19 protein-coding genes are annotated in these 17471 nt (G+C 70.3%); 5 read left to right on the top strand and 14 right to left on the bottom strand.

The features are described 5' to 3' along the window. Positions 1-110 precede the first annotated feature (110 nt). From FLP10_RS10430 to FLP10_RS10420, 3 genes are all read right to left on the bottom strand, one after another. On the bottom strand, positions 111-1649 hold the full coding sequence (locus tag FLP10_RS10430; RefSeq protein ID WP_149160797.1) for a catalase: 1539 nt from the start codon (positions 1647-1649) through the stop codon (positions 111-113). A gap of 103 nt (positions 1650-1752) precedes the next feature. Further along, complete coding sequence (locus FLP10_RS10425; RefSeq protein ID WP_246149992.1) at positions 1753-2232, bottom strand: Fur family transcriptional regulator; 480 nt, start codon at positions 2230-2232, stop codon at positions 1753-1755. Positions 2233-2347: 115 nt separating this feature from the next. Next, on the bottom strand, positions 2348-2893 hold the full coding sequence (locus FLP10_RS10420; protein WP_246149991.1) for an adenine phosphoribosyltransferase: 546 nt from the start codon (positions 2891-2893) through the stop codon (positions 2348-2350). Between the two features lie 43 nt (positions 2894-2936). Here FLP10_RS10420 and FLP10_RS10415 point away from each other — a divergent pair, with 43 nt between their 5' ends. From FLP10_RS10415 to FLP10_RS10390, 4 genes are all read left to right on the top strand, one after another. Further along, the gene (locus FLP10_RS10415) at positions 2937-3770 is read left to right on the top strand and encodes a shikimate 5-dehydrogenase (RefSeq protein WP_149160795.1); all 834 of its coding nucleotides are present in this window, start codon (positions 2937-2939) and stop codon (positions 3768-3770) included. Between the two features lie 79 nt (positions 3771-3849). Beyond that, positions 3850-4908: a hypothetical protein gene (locus FLP10_RS17440; RefSeq protein ID WP_168209169.1), complete on the top strand. Its 1059-nt coding sequence runs from the start codon at positions 3850-3852 to the stop codon at positions 4906-4908. A 78-nt stretch (positions 4909-4986) separates the two neighbouring features. Continuing rightward, positions 4987-7320 (top strand): phosphoribosylformylglycinamidine synthase subunit PurL, encoded by a 2334-nt coding sequence (purL, locus tag FLP10_RS10400; RefSeq protein ID WP_149160792.1) that lies wholly within the window; start codon positions 4987-4989, stop codon positions 7318-7320. Between the two features lie 305 nt (positions 7321-7625). Then, positions 7626-8183: an NUDIX domain-containing protein gene (locus tag FLP10_RS10390; protein ID WP_149162212.1), complete on the top strand. Its 558-nt coding sequence runs from the start codon at positions 7626-7628 to the stop codon at positions 8181-8183. A gap of 33 nt (positions 8184-8216) precedes the next feature. Here FLP10_RS10390 and FLP10_RS10385 read toward each other — a convergent pair whose 3' ends face one another. From FLP10_RS10385 to FLP10_RS10340, 11 genes are all read right to left on the bottom strand, one after another. Continuing rightward, entirely contained in the window at positions 8217-8885 is a 669-nt protein-coding gene (locus FLP10_RS10385; RefSeq protein ID WP_168209168.1) for a VIT1/CCC1 transporter family protein, read from the bottom strand. Positions 8886-8892: 7 nt separating this feature from the next. Beyond that, positions 8893-9429 (bottom strand): hypothetical protein, encoded by a 537-nt coding sequence (locus FLP10_RS17435; RefSeq protein WP_168209167.1) that lies wholly within the window; start codon positions 9427-9429, stop codon positions 8893-8895. Positions 9430-9535: 106 nt separating this feature from the next. Next, complete coding sequence (gene adhP / locus FLP10_RS10380) at positions 9536-10561, bottom strand: alcohol dehydrogenase AdhP (RefSeq protein ID WP_210418378.1); 1026 nt, start codon at positions 10559-10561, stop codon at positions 9536-9538. 86 nt (positions 10562-10647) lie between these two features. After that, positions 10648-11202 carry a TasA family protein gene (locus FLP10_RS10375; RefSeq protein WP_149160789.1) on the bottom strand — a complete coding sequence of 185 codons (555 nt, stop codon included), beginning with the start codon at positions 11200-11202 and terminating at the stop codon, positions 10648-10650. Continuing rightward, positions 11193-12248, bottom strand: a complete 1056-nt coding sequence (locus FLP10_RS10370) for a signal peptidase I (RefSeq protein WP_168209166.1) — start codon at positions 12246-12248, stop codon at positions 11193-11195. The genes FLP10_RS10375 and FLP10_RS10370 overlap by 10 nt, the downstream gene beginning before the upstream one ends. Positions 12249-12344: 96 nt before the next feature. Then, positions 12345-12917 (bottom strand): hypothetical protein, encoded by a 573-nt coding sequence (locus FLP10_RS10365; protein WP_149160787.1) that lies wholly within the window; start codon positions 12915-12917, stop codon positions 12345-12347. 121 nt (positions 12918-13038) lie between these two features. Next, positions 13039-13458 carry a pilus assembly protein CpaE gene (locus FLP10_RS10360; RefSeq protein ID WP_149160786.1) on the bottom strand — a complete coding sequence of 140 codons (420 nt, stop codon included), beginning with the start codon at positions 13456-13458 and terminating at the stop codon, positions 13039-13041. Continuing rightward, positions 13455-13793 carry a chorismate mutase gene (locus tag FLP10_RS10355; RefSeq protein ID WP_149160785.1) on the bottom strand — a complete coding sequence of 113 codons (339 nt, stop codon included), beginning with the start codon at positions 13791-13793 and terminating at the stop codon, positions 13455-13457. The genes FLP10_RS10360 and FLP10_RS10355 overlap by 4 nt, the downstream gene beginning before the upstream one ends. Positions 13794-13874: 81 nt before the next feature. Next, positions 13875-14642: a hypothetical protein gene (locus tag FLP10_RS10350; RefSeq protein WP_149160784.1), complete on the bottom strand. Its 768-nt coding sequence runs from the start codon at positions 14640-14642 to the stop codon at positions 13875-13877. Further along, on the bottom strand, positions 14639-15547 hold the full coding sequence (locus FLP10_RS10345; protein WP_149160783.1) for an ABC transporter ATP-binding protein: 909 nt from the start codon (positions 15545-15547) through the stop codon (positions 14639-14641). Before FLP10_RS10345 ends, FLP10_RS10350 begins: the two co-directional genes overlap by 4 nt. Next, positions 15544-15903, bottom strand: coding sequence for a GntR family transcriptional regulator (locus tag FLP10_RS10340; protein WP_149160782.1), 360 nt, complete (start codon positions 15901-15903; stop codon positions 15544-15546). Before FLP10_RS10340 ends, FLP10_RS10345 begins: the two co-directional genes overlap by 4 nt. Before the next feature lie 173 nt (positions 15904-16076). Here FLP10_RS10340 and FLP10_RS10335 point away from each other — a divergent pair, with 173 nt between their 5' ends. Continuing rightward, entirely contained in the window at positions 16077-17471 is a 1395-nt protein-coding gene (locus FLP10_RS10335; RefSeq protein ID WP_149160781.1) for a serine hydrolase domain-containing protein, read from the top strand.

Below are 17471 nucleotides of genomic sequence, written 5' to 3'. Positions count from 1 at the left end.
AGAGGACGGGATGCCGGCGCGGCACGTCGAGCACGGATGCCCCGCCGTGCTGCCACACGCGCGGGGCATCCGCTGCCCTGCTCCGAATCGGAGCCGAGCGCGATGCGCGGCTACGCCGCGTGCGCCTCGTCGGGCTCGGGTTCGCCCGCCTCGGGCTGCTGCGGGACATCCGCGGCCGTGTCTCCCGCCGCGACCGCCGTGTACGCGGCGCGCAGCGCAGCGCCCAGCGACGCATCCACGTTCGTCCAGTAGCCGAAGAACCGCTCGCGGATCTCGTCGATCGAGATCGCCTGCGCCTGACCGGTGAGCGTCACGAGGAAGCGCTCCTTCGCCGAAGCGTCGAACACCTCGCGGTAGAGCGTTCCGGCCTGGCCGAAGTCGCCGTCCTCGGCGTGCAGGGTCGCAGCCGCGCGCACCAGTTCGCCGTCGTGCTCCCACGAGCCCTCGGCGGCGCGTGCCGGGTCGGCGTGCGGTCCGCCGAAGCTGTTCGGCGCGTACACCGGGGTCGTCGGCGCGTTGAAGTGGTGGCGCTGCGCGCCGTCCTGCGAGTAGTTGTGCACCGGCGCGGCATGCGGCGCGTTCACCGGCAGCTGGTTGTAGTTCGTGCCGACCCGGTAACGCTGCGCGTCGGGGTAGCTGAACACCCGCGCCATCAGCATCTTGTCGGGGCTGATGTCGGTGCCCGGCACCTGGTTCGCCGGCGAGAACGCGGCCTGCTCGATCTCGGCGAAGTGGTTCTGCGGGTTGCGGTTCAGCGTGAAGTGGCCGACCTCGATGAGCGGATAGTCGGCGTGCGGCCACACCTTCGTGAGGTCGAACGGGTTGAAGCGGTACGTCTTCGCGTCGTCGTACGGCATGACCTGCACCTTGACGTCCCAGGTCGGGTACTCGCCGCGCTCGATCGCCTCGTACAGGTCGCGGCGGTAGAAGTCGGCGTCGGCACCGGCGATCGCCTCGGCCTCGGGCGCTTCGATCGTCTCGACGCCCTGGCGCGCGATGAAGTGGTACTTCACCCAGAACCGCTCACCCGCGGCGTTGATCCACTGGTAGGTGTGCGAGCCGTAGCCGTTGACGTGGCGCCACGAACGCGGCAGGCCGCGGTCGCCCATCAGATAGGTCACCTGGTGCGCCGACTCGGGCGAGAGGGTCCAGAAGTCCCACTGCATGTCGGCGTCGCGCAGACCCGAGCCGGGCAGGCGCTTCTGCGAGTGGATGAAGTCGGGGAACTTGATCGCATCGCGGATGAAGAACACCGGGGTGTTGTTGCCGACGATGTCGAGGTTGCCCTCGGTCGTGTAGAACTTCAGCGCGAAGCCGCGCACGTCGCGCCACGTGTCGGGCGAGCCGAGCTCGCCGGCGACCGACGAGAAGCGCAGCAGCGTCTCGCTCGTCGCACCGGGCTGGAACACCGCGGCGCGCGTGTAGGCCGAGACATCCCCGGTGATCACGAGCTCGCCGAACGCGCCGCCGCCCTTGGCGTGCACGATCCGCTCGGGGATCCGCTCGCGGTTGAACTGCGCGAGCTTCTCGACCAGGTAGCGGTCGTGCAGCACGGTCGCGCCGTCGGCCCCGACCGTGAGCGAGTGCGCGTCGCTGGCGACCGGGGTGCCGGTCTGGGTGGTCGTGAACTGCGGTGTCGATTCCGACATTCGTCCTCTTTCTCTGGATGGATGGCGTGCGGGCACGCCGAGCACCGCCTCGACCGGGCGGTGGTTCAGGGGGCGGCACCGGCGACGCGGGCCGCCGATCAGATCAGGCGGATGCCTCGGGCTGCGCGGATGCCTCGGGCTGCCGCCTGCAGTCGGCGCAGAGGCCCCAGAAGGTGACCTCGGCCGTGTGGATCGCGAAGCCGCCGGCGTCGGTCGGCGCCAGGCATGGTGGCTCGCCGACCACGCAGTCGACATCGCCGACCGCGCGGCAGCGAGTGCATACGACGTGGTGGTGGTTGTCACCGGTGCGACGCTCGTAGAGTGCGGGCGAGCCGGCGGGCTCGATGCGACGCAGCAGACCCGCGCCGTGCAGGGCATCGAGCACGTTGTACACCGATTGCAGCGAGGTGCCGGGCAGTTCGCCGACGATGCGCTCGTGCACGGTGTGCGCATCGAGATGACCGGTGCCGATCAGCGCCTCGAACACGGCGATGCGCGGTGCGGTCACTTTGAGGCCGACCGAGCGAAGCTGAGCGGCGGTGCGACCTCGCGTGCTCGCCTCTTCCATCGCGCTCGTCGTCATGCGTGCCAACCTAGCGCGATATTTTGAAGAGTTCAAAACACCGAGGAATTCACGGTTCCGAAGGACGCGTCCGTGGAACGACCGCACGTACCGGTCCGGCCGAGCCCCCGCCCGTTCAGTACTGGAGCAGGCTGAACACCCTGAACTCGTCGCCGAACTCCTCGACGAGCGCCGCACGGCCCCCGAGGTCGTCGAGTTCGACCGCGACCGAGATGCCCGCCACGTGCCATCCGGCCCGCTGCACGAGCCGAGCCGCCGCACCGACCGTGCCCCCGGTCGCGAGCACGTCGTCGACGATGAGCACCCGCGACCCCGCGGGCAGCGCGTCCACGTGCACCTCGAGAGCGGCCGTGCCGTACTCGAGCGCGTACTCCTCGCGCAGTACCTCACGCGGCAGCTTGCCCGCCTTGCGCACCGGCAGCACACCGGCACCGCACAGCGCCGACGCGGCCGCGGCGAGCAGGAACCCGCGCGCCTCGACGCCGGCGAGCACGTCGAACTCGCCCGCGAACGGTGCGGTCAGCGACTCCGAGAGGGTGTGGAACGCGGGGCCGTCGGCGAAGACCGGCGTCAGGTCGCGGAACACGATGCCGGGTTCGGGGAAGTCGGGGATCGTGGCGATGTGGCGCTCGACGAGCTCGCGCGCGGCGGTCTGGTTCACCACGACAGGGTACCGACCGCACCTGGGCGCGATGATGGATGTCATGCCAGCCCATCCTCGCCCGTCGCTGAACAAGGACACCACGCTCTGCATCTCGCTCGCGGGCCGCCCGTCGAACCTCGGCACCCGGTTCCACAACTTCCTCTACGACGAGCTCGGCCTGAACTTCGTCTACAAGGCGTTCACGACCGACGACATCGAGGGTGCGATCCGCGGGGTGCGCGCACTCGGCATCCGCGGATGCAGCGTGTCGATGCCGTTCAAGGAGGCGGTGATCCCGCTCGTCGACGAGATCGAGCCGTCGGCCGCGGCGATCGAGTCGATCAACACGATCGTCAACGAAGGCGGCCGGCTCGTGGCATCCAACACCGACTACGAGGCGATCGCGCAGCTGATCGCCGACCACGAGCTCGACCCGGCCCTGCGCGTCCTCGTGCGCGGATCGGGCGGCATGGCCAAGGCGACCGTGGCGGCGTTCCGCGACGCCGGGTTCGGCGAGCTCACCGTGCTCGCCCGCAACGAGACGGCCGGCCGCGCGCTGGCCGATCAGTACGGCTGCGGCTGGGTCGGCGAGGACCCCGCGCCGGGAACGGCCGACGTGATCGTCAACGTCACCCCGATCGGCATGCAGGGTGCGGATGCCTCGAAGCTGTCGTTCTCGCCCGAGCACGTCGCGGCGGCGCGGGTCGTCTTCGACGTGGTGGCGTTCCCCGCCGAGACTCCGCTCATCGTCGCGGGGCGCGACGCCGGCAAGGTCGTGATCTCGGGCGCCGAGGTGCACGCGATGCAGGCCGCACGTCAGTTCGAGCGCTACACGGGCGTGGCGATCACCCGCGACCAGGTCGCCCGGGCGGCCGCGTTCTCGCGGGCGGAGTAGTCGAGGCGACTGCCCGGGCGGCTGCCCGCTCGGGCTCGCGCCGTGCCTGGCGCCCTCGATACCCTCACGCCGAGGCGCGATGCACCGACATCCCGGAGTGAAGCACGATCGGATCGAAGATCCGGTCGTGCTTCGTGCCGCCACGAGCGCGTCCTCGCCTCATGAGCTGATGCGCCTGCAGGGCGCCGCCGGCAATCACGCGGTCGCCGACGCGCTGCACGCGACCGGCTCGCTCGAGGTGCAACGACGCCTCGTGCTCCTGCCGGTGGTCGTCCGACACCGCCCCGCGGGAGTCCCCCGACGCGGTCGACCGCTGATCGCAGCGAACCCTGCGCCAGTGCGAAGATTTCGATTCCACGCGATGCTCGGACGCCCGCAATGGACGGGCAGGGCCGCCCGCCTCGTTCGCGGCCCGAACCAGGAGGTGAACCACGTCATCAGCTTCGAGGTGATCCAGTCCGACCTCATGGCGATCCTCAACCGCTCGCTCCGATCGGGTGCGCCGGCAGTCAACGCCGTGACCCGGCTCACGGACGCGCTCTTCCCCACCCGGCCGCAACCCGAGTACGCGAACATGGCCGTACTCAGGGGCCGAGTTCTCGCGGGGCTCCCGACCCGCCGGCGACCGATCGGGCCGAATCTCCAACGTCACGTGAGTGGTCTGCTCTCGGCGCTCAACAGCTCGCCCGACAACGTGCGACTCGGCGACCGCGCCCTCAACCGGTCGATCGGCCAGTCGATCGACGCCGACTTCCGGCCGGGCACCTTCTGGTTCAGCGGCCGAGCGAACACCTCGGGTGCCGCCGCGCCCGCCGGAGTGGCCGCGCTGCCGCCCGGGGCCCGGACCGCGGGCGCGCCGGCCGGCGTCGGCGGCGCCGGCGGCGTCCACATCGCGAACTGGGTGGAATGCGTTCGCCTGACCGCCGCGCACGAGGCGATCGTGTTCGGGTACCAGAGCGCGTCATCGCAAACCCTCGCGTTCGTCATCAACGGCATCCGCGGCGCAGTCAACCCGGCTGCACCACCCGGGCGGCACCTGTCGTCGACGCAGCCGCCGACAGTGTTCCGCATCGCGTCGCCCTACCCCGTGCTCGTGATGGATCCGCGGGCAGGTCGGATGCCGTTCCTCTTCATGTAAGAGCGGGCACGTAGACTGTCACGGTCAGGCATCCGCCCGCGGCATCCGCTCGCCGCCGTTCTCTGGAGCTCGCCACTCGTGACCACCGAAACCTCCGCCACGACCGCTGCGCCGACGACCGCGGTGCTCGACACCGTCGAGGTCGCCGCCGCGACGCCCGAGAAAGAGCAGCCGTACGCGGCACTCGGCCTGAAGCCCGACGAGTACGAGCGCATCCGCAACATCCTCGGCCGCCGCCCGACCAGCGCCGAGCTCGCGATGTACTCGGTCATGTGGAGCGAGCACTGCTCGTACAAGTCCTCGAAGGTGTACCTGCGCCAGTTCGGCAAGAAGGTCACGCCCGAGATGAAGCAGCACCTCATGGTGGGCATGGGCGAGAACGCCGGCGTGCTCGACATCGGCGAGGGCTGGGCCGTCACGTTCAAGATCGAGTCGCACAACCACCCGAGCTACATCGAGCCGTTCCAGGGCGCCGCGACGGGCGTCGGCGGCATCGTGCGCGACATCATCTCGATGGGCGCCCGCCCCGTCGCGGTCATGGACGCCCTCCGGTTCGGCGCGATCGACCACCCCGACACGGCGCGCGTCGTGCACGGCGTCGTCGCGGGCATCAGCTTCTACGGCAACTGCCTCGGCCTGCCGAACATCGGCGGCGAGACCTGGTTCGACCCGGTGTACCAGGCAAACCCGCTCGTCAACGCGCTCGCGGTCGGCGTGCTCCGCCACGAAGATCTGCACCTCGCGAACGCCCGCGGCGCCGGCAACAAGGTCGTGCTGTTCGGCGCCCGCACCGGCGGCGACGGCATCGGCGGAGCATCCATCCTCGCGTCCGACACGTTCGCCGAGGGCGGGCCGACCAAGCGCCCCGCGGTGCAGGTCGGCGACCCGTTCGCCGAGAAGGTGCTCATCGAGTGCTGCCTCGAGCTGTTCGCGGGCGACCTCGTCGAGGGCATCCAAGACCTCGGCGCGGCCGGCATCTCGTGCGCGACCAGCGAGCTCGCCTCGAACGGCGACGGCGGCATGGCCATCGTGCTCGACGACGTGCTGCTGCGCGACTCCACCCTCACGCCCGAAGAGATCCTGATGAGCGAGTCGCAGGAGCGCATGATGGCGATCGTGCGCCCCGAGAAGCTCGAGGGCTTCCTGAAGGTCGTCGAGAAGTGGGACGTCGAGACGAGCGTGCTGGGCGAGGTCACCGACACGGGGCGCCTGAGCATCACCTGGCGCGGCCAGGAGATCGTGAACGTCGACCCGCGCACGGTCGCCGTCGACGGCCCGGTCTACGAGCGACCCGTCGCGTACCCGACCTGGATCGACGCGCTGCAGGCCGACACGGCGGCTCGCCTCGACCGGCCGGCCACGCCCGACGAGATCCGCGCCCAGTTCCTGCAGCTGGTCGGCTCGGCGAACCAGGCGGATGCCGCGTGGGTCACGAGCCAGTACGACAAGTACGTGCTCGGCAACACCGCGCTCAGCTACCCCGACGACGCGGGCATGATCCGCGTCGACGAGGAGTCGGGCCTCGGCGTCTCGGTCGCCACTGATGCGAACGGCCGCTACTCGTACCTCGACCCGCGCGAGGGCGCGAAGCTCGCGCTCGCCGAGGCATACCGCAACGTCGCCGTCACCGGTGCCGTGCCCATGGGCGTCAGCGACTGCCTCAACTTCGGCTCGCCCGAGAACCCCGAGGTCATGTGGCAGTTCTCCGAGACCGTCGAGGGCCTCAGCGACGCGTGCCTCGAGCTGGGCATCCCCGTCACCGGCGGCAACGTGTCGTTCTACAACCAGACCGGTGACGTGCCGATCCACCCGACGCCCGTCATCGCCGTGCTCGGCGTCATCGACGACGTCGCGCGGCGCCTGCCGAGCGGCTGGCAGGACGACGGGCACAACATCTACCTGCTCGGCGACACCCGCGCCGAGCTCGACGGCTCGGCGTGGGCCGGCGTCGTGCACGGTCACCTCGGCGGTCGCCCGCCGGCCGTCGACCTCGCGCACGAGCAGGCGCTCGCGGGTCTGCTCAACGCGGCCGCGATCGAGGGCCTCGTCGACGCGGCGCACGACCTCAGCGACGGCGGGCTCGCGATCGCGCTGGCCGAGGCGGTGTCGCGCTTCGGCGTCGGCGCCCGCGTGTTCCTCGGCGAGGTCATGGAAGACGCCGGCATCGACCTCGCGACCGCGCTGTTCAGCGAATCGGCGGGGCGGGTCATCGTGTCGGTCCCCCGGGAGGACGACGTGAAGTTCCGCGGGCTGTGCGAGGGCCGGGGTATCCCGGTGCGTCGCATCGGCGTGACGGATGCCTCGTCGCAGGCGCTCGAGGTGCAGGACGCGTTCACCGTGTCGGTCGACGAGCTGCGCGGTGTCAACCGCGCCCCGCTCGCCGACGCGTTCGGGCCGGTCGTCGGGTACTGACACCCGCTGCGCCCTCTGCACCGCTGAACCACCTACCTCTGCACCACCCACCCCTGCGCCACCTACCTCTGCACCACCCACCCCTGCACCACCCACCCCTGCGCCACCCACCCCTGCACCATCCACCCCGCCTCCCCGCCGAGTGTTCCCATTTGCGCCGAGTGTTGCCCGGCGAACGGAAACTTGAGGCGCGAGCGGAAACACTCGGCGGTGGGCAGCGCGCCGGGGCACACGCGGCTGCGGCGCGGGCACGCGCGAGCCACGCGCACGCACCGGGCAGGACGTGGGATCGTGATCGGGTGAGCATGCCGACGGATTCCCGCGACGAGCGCGAGTCGTACTCCGACGCGTACGCGGCACGGCACGGCGGGTTCGCGCTCATCCCGGCGGCGCACGTGTTCCTGACCAGGCCGGCGGACGGCGACGGCAGCGAGCCCGGTGCCGAGCTCGTGCTGCTGCAGCGCCGCGTCGCGACCGACTACTACGACGGATGGTGGGCTGCGTCGGCCGCGGGCCATGTCGAACTCGGCGAGACCGCGTACGACGCCGCCGTGCGCGAGACCGCTGAGGAGCTCGGCGTCGAGGTCGGCCGCCTTCGGCCGCTCACGACCGTGCACCGGGTCGGCCCCGGTCCCGACGACCGCCCGAGCGACCGGCCGACCGAGCAGCGGGTCGATTTCTACTTCCAGGCGGTCGAGTGGGCAGGCGAGCCGCGCCCGAACGACGGCACCGCCGACCTTCTGCAGTGGTTCCCGCTCGACGCGCTGCCCGAGCGCACCGTGCACCACGAACGGCACGTGCTCGAGCTGTTCGCCGCGGGCAGCCTGCCGATCATCACCGACTTCGGGTGGCCGACCCGCTGATCCAGGCGCATCCGGCGGACCGGCGGCGCCAGCTCAGAAGAGCACCGCGCCCGCCACGAAGCTGACCGCCATCGTGCCGAGGCCGATGCCGAGCGTGCGCGTCATCGCCCGCACCACACTCGTGCCCCCCGAGCGCGCGCTGACGATCGCGCTCACCGCGAGCGAAAGCACGACCGCGACGACGATCGCCCACGTCTCGATGGCCGCCGGGAACAGCAGCAGCATGGTGAACGGCACCGCCGCGCCCAGCACGAACCCCGCCCCCGCGCCGATCGCGGCGAGCGGCGGCCCGCTGCGAGGCATCGCCGTTCGAATGCCGTGCTCGGTCTCGAGCTGCGCCGACAGGGCGTCCGCCGCGCTCAGCTGCTCGGCGACCTGCCGCGCGAGGGACGCGTCGAGGCCCCTGCGCTCATAGTGGGCGGCGAGCTCGGCGAGCTCGTCATCGGGTCGCGCGGCGAGTTCGGCGCGCTCTTCGGCGATGAGCGCGAGTTCGAGTTCGCGCTCGCCGGCGATCTCCACGTACTTGGCTCCCGCGATCGAGAGCGCGCCTGCCACGGTCGCGGCGACCGCGCCGACGAGCAACGTGGCTTCACCCGCGCCCGCGCCGGCGAAGCCTTCGAGCACGCCCGCCGTCGCGATGATGCCGTCGTTCGCGTCGACGACGTGCTCGCGCGCGATCGCGCCGAACCGCCCCTTCCCCACGACCCCATCATGCCCCGGTCGGCGGGTGGGCGAGCAGTTCGACGCGCTCGTGGAGGTATCGCGCGAACGGCGCGAGCGCGGTCGGGTCGGTCGGGCTCCAACGCACGAACACGTCTTCGCCCTCGCCGCTGTCATCGCCGCTGCCATCGAGCACGAGCGGCCCGGATGCTCGGGAGCGCGTGAGCTCGTCGAGGTCGATCGCCACCGTATCGAAGTTCACGGTCTCGCCGGCACGGAACCCGCCGCGCACCGCGGCCGCCCGGTACGCCCGCTGCTCGGCGACCGCGTTCGCCGTGATGCTCCGCCGCGCCTCGGGCTCGGCGCGCACGACCCGACCGGTGCCGCGCAGGTCGCCCTCGGGGGTCACGAGCAGCACGCCGAGCCGCCACACGCGGCCGGCACGAGACATCCGCTCGGCTCGTGGAATGCCGAGCACCCGGCGCGAGGCGACGAACTCGGCCAGCGCCTCGTCGCGCGCGCCGGCGGCGTGCAGCCGCTCCGCGGCCTGCGCGACGAGGGCCTGCACCCGCTCCGCGACATCCATCCCCCGATCCCTCCCCGTCCAAGGTCGATTCGCGTGTGGGCGGTCGACACTGCGCGACCTCGCATAGGCGAATCGACCTTGTTCGCGAAAGCGGCCCGCCGGGCCCTCAGTACTTCATGACGATGCGGCCCTCGACCTTGCCCTCCTCGAGGCGCTCGAAGATGTCATTGATGTCGTCGAGCGTCTCGACCGACGAGACCGTCGGGTGGATGAGACCGCGCGCGTAGAAGTCGATCGCCTCGGCGAGATCCTGCCGGGTGCCGACGATCGAGCCGCGGATCGTGATGCGCCGCAGCACGACGTCGAAGATCGACGCCGGGAACTCCCCCGGCGGCAGCCCGACGAACACCACCGTGCCGCCGCGACGCGCCATGCCGACGCCCTGGCCGAACGCCTCGGTGTGCACCGCAGTGACGAGCACGCCGTGTGCGCCGCCGATCTGCTCCTGGATCGCGGCGATCGGGTCTTCCGTCGCCGCGTTGACGACCACCTCGGCGCCGTGCTTGGTCGCGAGCGCGAGCTTCTCGTCGTCGATGTCGACGGCGGCGACGCGCATGCCCATCGCGATCGCGTACTGCACGGCGATGTGCCCGAGGCCGCCGATGCCCGAGATGACCACCCACTGACCGGGCTTCACCTCGGCCTCCTTGAGGCCCTTGTAGACGGTGACGCCCGCGCACAGGATCGGCGCGATCTCGACCTCGTCGACGCCGTCGGGGATACGTGCGGCGAACTTCTCGTCGACGAGCATGTACTCGCCGAAGCTGCCGTCGACGAAGTACCCGCCGTTCTTCTGGTTCGGGCACAGCGTCTCCCAGCCGGTGCGACAGTACTCGCAGACGCCGCAGGCCGTCCACAGCCAGGCGTTGCCGACCTTGTCGCCGACCTTCAGCTCGGTCGTGCCCGGGCCGACCGCGACGACCTCGCCGTAACCCTCGTGCCCTGGGATGAGCGGGACCTTCGGCTTCACCGGCCAGTCGCCGTTCGCGGCGTGCAGATCGGTGTGGCATACGCCCGACGTGATGAGCCGCACGAGCGCTTCACCCGGGCCCGGCTGCGGGATCGGGACGTCTTTCACGACGAGCGGCTGCCCGAGTTCGGTGACGACTGCGGCGCGCATGGTGTCGGCCATTGCTTCCCCCTTCGGAATCGGCCGGCCCCTGCCGGCCACGCCCCACGCTACGCGGATGAAGCATCCTCACGGAAGGTGCGGATGCCTCACTCGGTTCTGCCCTCCCAGACGAAGACGAAGGATGCCTCGGCGGCCTGCGGAGCCGTGTCGAGCACCAGGTACTCGACGATGAGGTACTCCTCGCCGTCCGGGACCATCGTCGTCGGCAGGATGCCCTTGTCGTACTCGTCGAGCGCCTGGAACTCGGCGATCGTGCCGACCCACGGCTGGCCGGTGCCGAGCCGGATCGACAGGCGGACGTGCGGGGCGAGATCCTGCCCGACACTGTCGACGCGCGAGTACAGCTTCACCGTCATCGGCAGCGTGCCGCGGTTCTCGACGCGCGCCATCGCCCACGACGTGTCGCCGGGCGCGAGATTCGTCTCGTCGAACACCGCCTCGGTGAGGTGGTCGTTCCAGAGTTCGACCGTGCCGGTACCGAAGGTGTTCGGCCCGGTCTCGGTGCGCGCGGTAAATGCGGCGAACGACGCGGTGTACACGAGGAAGGCCGCGAGGAGGATCGCCAGCGGGGTCGCCAGCGCGAGCACCCACGAGCGGATGTCTCGGGGCCGGCGTTCGACGCCGGCAGGCTTCACTGCCATGGCGTCCCCCGATCCGTTCGGACGGCGAGGCCCAGCACGTCGGGCGTCACCGGGTCCGGCTCCGGTGCCGGGTTGGCCGGAACTCGTGTGCAGACGGTGTCGTTCACCATGAGCCAGTCGAGCTCCTCGGGCTCCGTCCCGGCGGGCGTGAGGGAGCCGCCGATCCAGTGCACCTCCCAGGGCCAGATTCCACCGGCGATCGTGCCGACGACCAACCGACCGTCGCCCTCATCGAACTGCTCGAACGTGTCGAGGCCACCCGACCACCCGGTGCCGAACTCCTGGTTGCCCGTATAACGCCACGAGATCGTCACCGGCCCCGGAATCGGAGCTTCGGAATCGTTCTGCACGTTGATGCCGATGCTGCCGGGCGCGACGTTCACCGCCGTCACCCGGCAGGTGGCCGGTCCTCGCGGGTTCGTATCCCACGTCGAGGCACCGGTCGCGGTCTGCGCGGTCCAGGCGGCGGACGCACCACGGCCCACTCCTGCGCAGACCAAGACCACGCCCAGCACGACCGCGAGCGCGGCCGCAGTCAGCTCGAGGGCGAGCCGCACGGGCGAGCGGTTCCGCCGATCGGGTTCGGCGACCGGGCGGAACATGCCGCGCAACGCGACCGCCATGACGATGACCGCGAGGGCGACGAGCCACCAGGCACCGGCGGCCGCCCACACGACCGGCAGACCCACGAGCGGCACGAGGATGACGCCGACGCCGACGACGTCGGCCGGATCGACGAGCGTCGAATCGGCGCTCTCGTTCGCGTCGCCCTTCGTGCGGAGCATCCCGTCGTCGTCGATGTCGGCGACGCGGTGCAGCATCAGTCGGTCCGCCCCCGACGGATCGGGGAACAGCACGACCTGGCCCTCCGCGATGACATCGGGCTCGACGGGAAGCGAGAGCGCGACGTCGCCGGCCCGGATGACCGGCGCCATCGAATCGCTCATCACGGTCGTGGCCATGAGGCCGAAGACCTGCGGCGCGACCGCGATGACCGCGAGCGTCGCCACCAGGGTGACGAGCGCGCGACTGAGCGCGATCCGCACGACCGACGGCCAGGGCAGCAGCGAGATCGGCGTGCGGCTCCGAGTCCGCTGCCGGGGACTCGGAGCCCTGGCCGTGACGGTGTTCAGCGCGATCGCCTACCGGCTCTGCGCTTCCCAGACGAAGACGACCGAGGCCGCGTTCGCCTCCTGCGCGGACGGTGCCACGACGTAGGTGATGGTGTACTCCTCGGTGTTGCCGGGTGCGGTCGTGAGTGCGACCTCGCCCTGTGCCGCATCCGTCCACCCGGTTCGCTGCTGGAACGTGGCGAGCGTCCCTGTGAACACCGTTTGAGCGTCCTCATTCGTGATCGTGAGGTTGATGTCCGCAGCGAGATCCTGCGTTCCCGTCGGGTTCTGCGCGTACATGCGGACATCGACCGTCGGGATCGTGCCCGTATACGTGACCGTGACCGTCTTCGTACCCGTCGCACCCGGAGCGAGGTTGACCTCGTTGAAGACCGCCTCGCCCTTCATGTCGTTGTCGATGAGCACGGTACCGGTCGCCCAGTTGTTCTGGCCCGATGGGGTCGTCGCCGTGAACGCCGCGAACGACGCCCGGTAGACCATGAGGGCGGCCAGCACGATCGCCAGCGGGATCGCGATCGCGATCACCCACGCCCGCGTGTTGCGCTTCTCGTCGTCCCTCGTCAGGACGATTGCCTCGGTCATCCCAGCCTCCATACGCGTGGGGCGACCTTGGTAGGGTCTGGAAACCCCACATCAGCAGGCTATTCCGGCGACCTGCGATCGCCCTGTTGACTGCCTGACAATATGCCGCGAACCCGGCGCCTCATCGCGACCGCGACACGAGTTCCAGCAGCGCCATCGCGTACGCCTCCGAGGCATCCGGATGCTCGTACCGCAGCCGCTCGCCCGCGATCTCGACCTCGACCTCGAACGCGTCGTCGAGGCGACGCAGCGAGCGGAACGTGCCGCGCAGCAGCTCGCGCAGCTGGTCTTCGCGCGGCAGCCACACTGCGTCCTCGAGCGTCAACGAGTCGAGCGCCCACTCGGTCGTGCCGTTGAACCCGAGGATGGTGCCGGCCGACGTGCGGTGCGACTCGATCGTCATCTCGCTCACGGTGAAGACGTCGGCGTCGAGGTCGACTTCGACGCCGCCGGGCAGGTCGACCTGGAAGCGGTCGCCCGACTCGGGGTGCCACACGAGACCGGCGCGCTTGAGCGCGACCGCGAGCTCGCGGCTGATCACACGGCCCCTGCGGGATCGGCCGCAGCGGATGCCTCGCCGGCGAGTTCCTCGTGATGCTGGATCACCTCGGCGACGACGAAGTTGAACCACTTCTCGGCGAACGCGGGGTCGAGGTGCGCGTCTTCGGCGAGCGCCCGCAGGCGGGCGATCTGGCGCTTCTCGCGGTCGGGATCGCTCGGCGGCAGGCCGTGCCGCGCCTTCAGCCGCCCGACCTGCTGCGTGAACTTGAAGCGCTCGGCGAGCAGGTGGATGAGGGCCGCGTCGATGTTGTCGATGCTCGAGCGGATGCCGAGCAGTTCGGTCATCGCGGCGTCGCGGTCGTCGATGGAGGTCATGGTTCGAAGATAGGCGACGGCGGGGCATCCGTTCCCCTGTGGATGCCCCGCCGCCTGGCCTGTCGCAGCTTCCGCGCCCGATCAGCGCGGCGTCGCCCGCCGGATCACGAGGTAGCCGCCCATCGCGCAGACAAGGGCGAGCCCGAGCACGATGGTGAATCCGCCGACGATGCCGATGGACGCGAACCACTCGAACAGGCTCATCCAGCTGTTGCTGAACGTCATGACCGCGATGAAGGCCAGGAACAGCGCGATCGCGCTGAACGTCACGACCAGCATGCCCCGCATGCGCCACCGCATGTACACCGTGGTCACGCTCGCGCCGATGAACAGCACCAGCAGCTGCATCGCCAACGTCGTGTAGAAATCGGTGAGCCACCCCTGCTGGCCGTACCAGAGCGAATCGAACATGGCGATGCCGATGCCCCAGCCGTCGGTCGCCTTCTCGATCTGCACGAGCGTGGCGATGGCGATGGCGTTCAGGAACGAGACGATGCCGAACATCGCGCTCGTGCCGATCCAGAAGTCGCGTCGCGTGGTGCCGAAGCCGAGCGCGAACGAGAAGGTCAGACCGATCGCCTGCACGCCGACGACCACGAGGTACCACTGGGGTGAGAGCACGGCCCAGCTGTAGCGCATACCCGCGGCCATGTTCTCGGCGGGGCCGCCCGCACCAGTGATGATGAGCCCGATGACCATCATGATGGCCCAGGCGGAGCCGAGGATGATCCACGGGATGCCGAAGAACACCGACGGGTTGACGGCGTGCAGGCGCACGATGCGCCAGATCTCGTGGGCCCGCGAGCGGGCTTCGGTGCGCACGATCGGCTGATCGATGACGGCGCTCATGCTGCGACCTCCTGGTCGGTCGAGTCGGCACCCAGGTCGGTGCCGGTCAGGTGGATGATGAGCTGCTGGAGCGAGACCGGCGCGAGTTCGAGCCCGAGTTCGGCGGCCGCGACCCGCTCGGCCTGGTCGAGCCGCCCGTCGATCGTGACCGACGCGAGCCCGCCGAGGTTGTCGCGGCCGATGACGGGCCGGTCGGCCGTGAACGACTCGACCGCAGCGCGGGGCCCGGCGATGGTCGTCGCGGACCCCCGCAGTTCGTCGGCGTCGCGGTCGAACAGGATGCGGCCCTGGTCGATGAGGATCACGTGCTCGAGCAGATTCGCGACCTCGTCGATCAGGTGCGTCGAGAGCACGATCGTGCGGGGGTGCTCGGCGTAGTCCTCGAGGAGGCGGTCGTAGAAGATGTGCCGCGCGACGGCGTCGAGGCCCAGGTAGGGCTCGTCGAAGAACGTGAGGGGCGCTCGGCTCGCGAGGCCGACGATCACCCCGACGGCCGACAGCTGCCCGCGCGAGAGCTTCTTGATGTAGCGGTTCAGCGGCAGCCGGAAGTCGGCGATGAGCTGCTCGGCGAACTCGGCGTCCCAGTGCTCGAAGAACCAGGGCGCGGCCTTGAAGACGTGCGCGGCCTTGAAGCTGTCGGGGTAGCGCTGCGACTCGGCGATGAAGCACATGCGGCGCAGCACGTCGGCGTGTTCGGCCGGTTCGCGGTCGAAGACCTCGAGGGCGCCGGCGTCGGGGAACAGCTGGCCCGTGAGCAACTGCATGATCGTCGTCTTGCCGGCCCCGTTGCGGCCGAGGAGCCCATAGATGCGGTTCTCCTCGAGCATGAAGTCGACGGCGTCGACGGCCGTGAACGAGCCGTAACGCTTGGTGAGCCCGGTCGCCCTGGCGACGGTGCGGGTCATGATGCGATCCTCTCTGCGCGGACCATCGCCGCGAGTTCTTCGGGGCCGATGCCGAGCTTCTCGGCTTCGACCATGAGTGGTCTGAGGTACTGCGCGGCGAACTCGGCCCGCCGGCGCTCGATGAGACGCTCCCTGGCGCCGGCGGTCACGAACATGCCGATGCCCCGCCGCTTCTCCACGATGCCGTCGTCGACAAGGCGGTTCACCCCTTTCAGCGCGGTGGCCGGGTTGACCCGGAGGAACGCCGCGAACTCGTTGGTCGACGGGATCTGACTGCCCTCGAGCAGGGTGCCGTCGATGATGTCGTTCTCGACCTGCTCGGCGATCTGGATGAAGATCGGGCGCGATTCGTCCATACCCGCCTAACTCTGTTGGTTCATTACTCGACTAATGAACCACTGAACCGCGGCGATGTCAACCCCCTGCGCGGCATCCGGCCCGGACGCGTTCGAACACCACGAGGTGCCGCTACGGTTACCGGGTGCCGCCCCGCATGCTCCTGCCCCGCTCGGCTCCTTCGCGAGAAGGGGTGTCGCCCCTCGCCATCACGGCGCTGCTGGACCGGCTCGACGAGCAGGCGATCGAATGCCACTCGCTGATAGTCGTGCGTCACGGGCGCATCGTGGCGGAAGGGTGGTGGGCACCGTACTCCGCTGAACAGCCGCACCTCCTCTACTCGCTGACGAAGTCGTTCACCTCGATCGCGGTCGGTCTCGCGATCGCCGACGGCCTGCTCTCGCTCGACGACCGCCTGGTCGACGTGCTGCCCGAACACGTCCCCGACGACGTGACCGCTCAGGGGCGGCGCATCACCACGCACCACCTGCTCTCGATGACCGCGGGGCATCCGACGGACACCCTCGAGGAGGCCTGGCGGCTCGAGCCGGGCGATCTGGTCAGAGGATTCCTGCGACTGCCGTTCGCCGCACCCGAGGGCACGCTCCACACCTACGACAACGCGACCACCTTCATCCTGGCCCGGATGGTGGAACGGGTCACCGGTCGCGAGCTTCCCGCCTACCTCGACGAGCGGCTGTTCGGCCCCATGGGCATCGAGGCGGGCGAATGGGACCGCGTCGCGAGCGGCCTCGCGTTCGGATTCCACGGGCTCCACTTGACGACCGAAGCGGTCGCCGCGTTCGGCGAGCTGCTGCTGCGCGGCGGCCGCTGGGGCGAGCGGCAACTCGTGCCCCGCGACTACGTCGAGCTCGCAACCCGGTCGCACGTCGAGAGCCGCCCCTACGACGAGGGCGGCGTCGGTGCCGACTATCTCAGCGGCTACGGCTATCAGATCTGGATGTCGCGCCACGGCTTCCACGGCAGCGGCGCCTACGGGCAGCACTGCGTCGTCGTGCCCGCCCACGACCTCGTCGTGGTCGTGACGTCGGCCGAGCGCACCGTGCAGCAGGCGCAGGACGCGCTCGACGCCGTCTGGGACTGCCTGCTCCCCGGCATCGACCAGGCAGCCGCACCGGCCGACGACGACGCCCTCGCCGAGCGGCTGCGCACGCTCGCACTGCCGCTGCCCGTGCCCGGCGGTTCCTCCGGGCCGCAACTCCCCGTCGCCGCGACGCTCGACTCCTCGGCTGCGGACTCCGCCCTGCCCGACGGCACGGCGGTGCTGCTCGAACCGACGCACGACGGCTGGCGAGCGCGATTCGAGGGGCTCGTCGACCTCCCGATCGGCGACGGGCACTGGGCTGGCGGCTCGCCGCTCGGGCGCCCGATCCGTGCCGCCGGAGGATGGGACGCCGACGTCTTCGTCGCCGACGTCTACGTCATCAGCAGCCCGCACCGCGTCCGGCTCACGATCGACTCCCGCGAACGGATCGCCCACGCGGTGTGGACCACGGTGCCGTTGACCGGCCCGGAGCTGCTGCGGCACCTCCGAGCCCCGCTGATGACCCGCCCCGACGTCGCGTAG

It is taken from the genome of Agromyces intestinalis (assembly GCF_008365295.1).
In the GTDB taxonomy this organism is placed as follows: domain Bacteria; phylum Actinomycetota; class Actinomycetes; order Actinomycetales; family Microbacteriaceae; genus Agromyces; species Agromyces intestinalis.
The sequence above is the reverse complement of the archived record's forward strand: the minus strand, read 5'-3'. Positions and strand labels throughout refer to the sequence as shown.

Coding starts and splice junctions, on each gene's coding strand:
- FLP10_RS10415 (WP_149160795.1), top strand. CDS start 2,937: ATGCCAGCCCATCCTCGCCCGTCGCTGAACAAGGACACCACGCTCTGC.
- FLP10_RS10365 (WP_149160787.1), bottom strand. CDS start 12,917: ATGACCGAGGCAATCGTCCTGACGAGGGACGACGAGAAGCGCAACACG.
- FLP10_RS10350 (WP_149160784.1), bottom strand. CDS start 14,642: ATGAGCGCCGTCATCGATCAGCCGATCGTGCGCACCGAAGCCCGCTCG.
- FLP10_RS10345 (WP_149160783.1), bottom strand. CDS start 15,547: ATGACCCGCACCGTCGCCAGGGCGACCGGGCTCACCAAGCGTTACGGC.
- FLP10_RS10375 (WP_149160789.1), bottom strand. CDS start 11,202: ATGGCAGTGAAGCCTGCCGGCGTCGAACGCCGGCCCCGAGACATCCGC.
- FLP10_RS10355 (WP_149160785.1), bottom strand. CDS start 13,793: ATGACCTCCATCGACGACCGCGACGCCGCGATGACCGAACTGCTCGGC.
- FLP10_RS10425 (WP_246149992.1), bottom strand. CDS start 2,232: ATGACGACGAGCGCGATGGAAGAGGCGAGCACGCGAGGTCGCACCGCC.
- FLP10_RS10340 (WP_149160782.1), bottom strand. CDS start 15,903: ATGGACGAATCGCGCCCGATCTTCATCCAGATCGCCGAGCAGGTCGAG.
- FLP10_RS17435 (WP_168209167.1), bottom strand. CDS start 9,429: ATGGATGTCGCGGAGCGGGTGCAGGCCCTCGTCGCGCAGGCCGCGGAG.
- FLP10_RS10430 (WP_149160797.1), bottom strand. CDS start 1,649: ATGTCGGAATCGACACCGCAGTTCACGACCACCCAGACCGGCACCCCG.
- FLP10_RS10390 (WP_149162212.1), top strand. CDS start 7,626: ATGCCGACGGATTCCCGCGACGAGCGCGAGTCGTACTCCGACGCGTAC.
- FLP10_RS17440 (WP_168209169.1), top strand. CDS start 3,850: ATGCACCGACATCCCGGAGTGAAGCACGATCGGATCGAAGATCCGGTC.
- adhP (WP_210418378.1), bottom strand. CDS start 10,561: ATGGCCGACACCATGCGCGCCGCAGTCGTCACCGAACTCGGGCAGCCG.